We start from the raw sequence: 4,487 nt of genomic DNA, 5'->3' as shown, positions 1-4,487 counted from the left end.
AAGAAAAATGAAAATAACAATAGCAGGAACAGGTTACGTAGGATTATCCAATGCCATACTTTTAGCACAGCACAATGAGGTTATAGCACTTGATATCATCAAAGAAAAAGTGGATCTGATTAATAACAAGCAATCTCCAATAGCAGATCCGGAAGTAGAAGAATACCTTGCTAGCAAGGAACTTAACTTAAGAGCGACAACGGATAACTATGAAGCCTTTAAAGATGCTGAGTATGTTATCGTATCGACACCAACCAATTATGACCCAGAGAAGAACTACTTCAATACAAGAACAGTTGAAGCGGTTATTGCGAATGTACTTGCAATAAATCCTGATGCGGTAATGATTATTAAGTCGACGGTACCGGTAGGTTATACGGAATCAATTAAAGAAAAATTTGATACCGATAATATCATCTTCTCCCCTGAGTTCTTAAGAGAAGGTAAAGCCCTCTATGACAATCTCTATCCATCAAGGATTGTGGTGGGAGAGCAATCTAAGAGAGCTAAGGTATTTGCAGACCTTCTTGCCCAAGGTGCCGTTAAAGAGAATATTGATATTCTTTATACGGATGCTACGGAAGCGGAAGCCATCAAACTTTTTGCTAATACTTATCTTGCGCTTCGAGTGGCTTATTTCAATGAACTGGATTCCTATGCTGAGGTGCGAGGCCTTAATTCACAACAGATTATTGAAGGAGTAGGACTCGATCCACGTATTGGAAGTCATTACAATAATCCTTCCTTTGGCTATGGTGGGTATTGCCTGCCAAAAGACACAAAGCAGCTGTTAGCAAACTATGAAGATGTACCACAGAACATAATGGCGGCTATTGTCGATGCTAACAGAACGAGAAAAGACCATATAGCCGATATGATTATTAAGAGACAGCCAAAGGTTGTAGGCATCTATCGTCTGACCATGAAGATGGATTCAGATAACTTCAGACAATCCGCTATTCAAGGTGTGATGAAGCGCATCAAGGCCAAGGGTATTGAAGTTGTCGTTTTTGAACCGGCACTTGAAGAAGAAGCCTTCTACAATTCAAGGGTTATAAAAGACCTTGACGCTTTTAAGGAAATATCAGATGTTATTGTTGCTAATAGATTGTCTGATGAAATAAAAGATGTTGAAGATAAGGTGTATACAAGAGATTTATTTAGTAGAGACTAAGGTGAGAAAATAAAATGCTCATGAATTGAAGATATTCCTATTGGGTTATTAGGTAGATGCATGTTATAATATATACGCAATAATATATTCAGTTGATATATATGATGTGTAATATACTTGGATTTACGGTTAAGACTATAATACCCATTCATAGGATATTATATAAACGAAGATGATATAAGGGTAAGCAATTACTTATATGAGGTAAGCGATATGAAAAAATTGACAAGTTTGATTATGATAACGATACTTTTGACAAGTATAATACAAGTGCGTGTGGATGCAGAAGCAACATCAAGGGAATACGCCAATATACTATCAGAAGTAGGTATTTTTATTGGAAGCGATAAAGGTCTTGAACTCGACCGAGAACCGACAAGACTTGAAGGCCTCATATTGACTTTGAGAATGCTGGGGCTTGAAGAAGAAGCCCAATATTATAATAAGAAAGTTGTGGATTTTGATGATGTACCGGCATGGGGAGAGCCATATGTTCAATATGCCTATAATATGAAACTAACGAAAGGTATAAGTGAGGCGCATTTTGGATCTTTTGATACGATGGATAGGAAATCCTATTTAACTTTTATGCTTAGACTATTGGGCTATAATGACGATAAAAATGACTTTACTTGGTCTAATGCAACAGAAAAAGCGGTGGAAGTGGGTATCATCAAAAAAAGTGAGATGAATTCCAAAAAGTTTCTTAGAAGTGACCTTGCAGAAGTCTCTTATTATACCTTAAATACTAATCTAAAAGGACAAAACAAACAACTTGTAAAAAGTCTGATAGATAATAATAAAATCGATCAAACACTATATGAAAGATTAAAGATCAAGGACAAAGAAACTTCGTCAAACAAAGACCAAAGTCTAGACAAACCAGTGGAGGCACCTATTGTTATAGAAGAACCTATAATTCCACAAGCACCTGTAATGCTTCAAGACACTATAAAGGTTGATAGCTTTGGAGCGGTTGGCAATGGTATAGCAGATGATACGATCGCAATTCAAAAGGCTATTAATCAAGCAAGTGGGACAAAAAAAATCTTAGTCTTTAGTGAAAATAAGACGTACAAGATAACAAAAACCTTGTTAATGAAGAGTAATCTACATATTAGGGGTTATGGATCAAGACTATACATGCCATCACAAAGTGGATTGGTTAATATGATGCTTACGGATTATGGGAAATATGTTGAAAATGTAACAGTTGAAGGATTGACTTTCCTATCAAAAAATGATAGGCCAGGTCTTAAATATGCTGAAGGTAGTTTGACCAGTAATGTTACGGGTCTGCATTTTACCGGAATTAATAATTTGAAGGTTAAAGATGTTAATATGTATGATATGAATGTGGGTATTAAGTTTGGTGAATCTGGCACCAGTCAAATCAATGAACACATCATGGTGGAAAATACGCATATATACAGATCCTTAACACCTTTATTGATGAACACTACCAATGATTTTACTATGAAAAAAGGAACACTAGATGCGAGTGCGGGATCTAGTAGGTACCTTCATTCCGTATATATTGACAAGAATACAAGTAATATTACCTTTGATCAAGTCTTGTTTGAGAATTCACCAGGAGCAGGTGTACATCTATATAACGGTTATGCAAATACGAATAAATCAACCAACATCAAGATTATTAATAGTCGCGTTGAAGATTCTAGGGTTGGTATCTTAATATTCAGTGGTGCAAACAACGTAACGGTTAGGAACACTGAGATTGCAAGGGTAGACTTAGGCTTTAGTATTGATAATGCAATGAAGTTAGATATTGATAATATAAGAATCATTGAACAGACAGCCCTTACAGATGTACCGAAAGGTGCCTTGAGAATTAGGAATATGTACCAATCTACCATTAAGAATGTGACCATTGATGGCAATAACTTAGAAGGCATTATAACGAATGTAGATCATAATATTGTTGTATATTGATTTCTAAGTCAAGGGCAAGAGGTTGCGTTTTAGAAAACCAGTGATTTACATGAAGATGATATATCTGGAAGGAAACAAAGGATGAAAACGATCATTTTAGCGGGTGGGAGTGGAACACGACTTTGGCCATTAAGTAGAGATGAATATCCGAAACAATTTATTAAGCTTCCGGGAAAGGAAAAGTCGCTTTTTCAAGAGACCTTCGAAAGAAGCTTATGGCTCTCAAGTATTGAAGATATCTATGTTGTTACCAATGAAAAATATAAGGCGCTTGTCATGGGTGAAGTAGAAGAACTAGGCTATGCCTACAAGGAAGCAAATGTTCTTGTTGAACCAGAGGGTAAGAATACCTTACCAGCAATATATGCTGGTGTCAGTAAAATCATCAAAGAAGGTCATGATTTTGTCTTGGTTTTTCCTTCAGATCAGATGATTACAAAAAACCAAGCCCTAGTCTCAATAATAAAGGAGTCAGAAGCTTTGACGGAAGATGCCATAATTACTTTTGGTATTGAGCCGGATGGCCCAAATACGGGTTATGGCTATATTTTACCGGGCGAGAAGAGATTTAATGGGTATTCGGTTAAGTCTTTTATAGAAAAGCCGACACAGGATAAAGCTATAGAATACATCAATAAAGGCTATTACTGGAATGCTGGCATCTTTATGTTTGATTCGGCTTTATTTGCTAAAGAAGTCAAGAAGTACGCAAGAGAAATATATGATGCTTTTGAAACAAGTGATACTACTTTCGAGGCTTTTTCTAAGATTAATATGAATGTTTCCATAGATTATGGCATCATGGAAAAGAGCAATAAGGTAGCGGTTGTACCAGTAGATGTGGGTTGGAATGATTTGGGCAGCTTTGAGGCCATGTATGATGGCTTTCAAGCAGATGAGAATGGCAATATTGCTGAGGATCACCATATTATCATAGATTCAAGAAATAATCTTATCCAATCACAAAAGGGTAAAACAGTTGCGGTTATTGGTATAGATGATCTGATCATCATAGATCGTGAGGATGCACTATTGGTTTGTAAAAAAGATCAATCACAAAAGGTTAAAAAAGTTATGGAGATTCTAAAAAAAAAGAAATGATGTTTTTCAATAATCAAGTATTAATATTAAGGCTTTATGGTATCTTCTTAGGACTTGTTATATAATAGGATCAACGGAAACTAATATCTAGGATAAAAAGGGAGTATATTATGGAGAGTATGGGCAAATTTACGGTGAATGAAGACGGATCAATCGAAATACCAATGAGTCTATTAGAGGATATGAAGATCGACCCGAATGGTCCGATTTTTATGGAAGTGGTTGATGAAGGGATTAAGCTTCATAGGAATAAACCAAA

At 36.0% G+C, this 4,487-nt stretch carries 3 protein-coding genes; all 3 read left to right on the top strand.

The genetic code is table 11. The features are described 5' to 3' along the window. The first annotated feature begins 7 nt into the window (after positions 1-7). A complete protein-coding gene (locus AC6F8J_RS12815) occupies positions 8-1,174 on the top strand; it encodes a nucleotide sugar dehydrogenase (protein WP_500723803.1) in 1,167 nt (388 codons plus the stop codon). Positions 1,175-1,387: 213 nt separating this feature from the next. Continuing rightward, positions 1,388-3,127, top strand: coding sequence for a glycosyl hydrolase family 28-related protein (locus AC6F8J_RS12810; RefSeq protein ID WP_500723802.1), 1,740 nt, complete (start codon positions 1,388-1,390; stop codon positions 3,125-3,127). Between the two features lie 81 nt (positions 3,128-3,208). Next, positions 3,209-4,228, top strand: a complete 1,020-nt coding sequence (locus AC6F8J_RS12805; protein WP_500723800.1) for a sugar phosphate nucleotidyltransferase — start codon at positions 3,209-3,211, stop codon at positions 4,226-4,228. The last annotated feature ends 259 nt before the right edge of the window (positions 4,229-4,487 follow it).

Source organism: Petrocella sp. (assembly GCF_059865615.1).
This window is presented reverse-complemented; position numbering and strand designations above follow the sequence as displayed.

Excerpts from the sequence above, each read along its gene's own strand:
- AC6F8J_RS12805 (WP_500723800.1), top strand. The coding sequence starts at position 3,209 with ATGAAAACGATCATTTTAGCGGGTGGGAGTGGAACACGACTTTGGCCA.
- AC6F8J_RS12810 (WP_500723802.1), top strand. The coding sequence starts at position 1,388 with ATGAAAAAATTGACAAGTTTGATTATGATAACGATACTTTTGACAAGT.
- AC6F8J_RS12815 (WP_500723803.1), top strand. The coding sequence starts at position 8 with ATGAAAATAACAATAGCAGGAACAGGTTACGTAGGATTATCCAATGCC.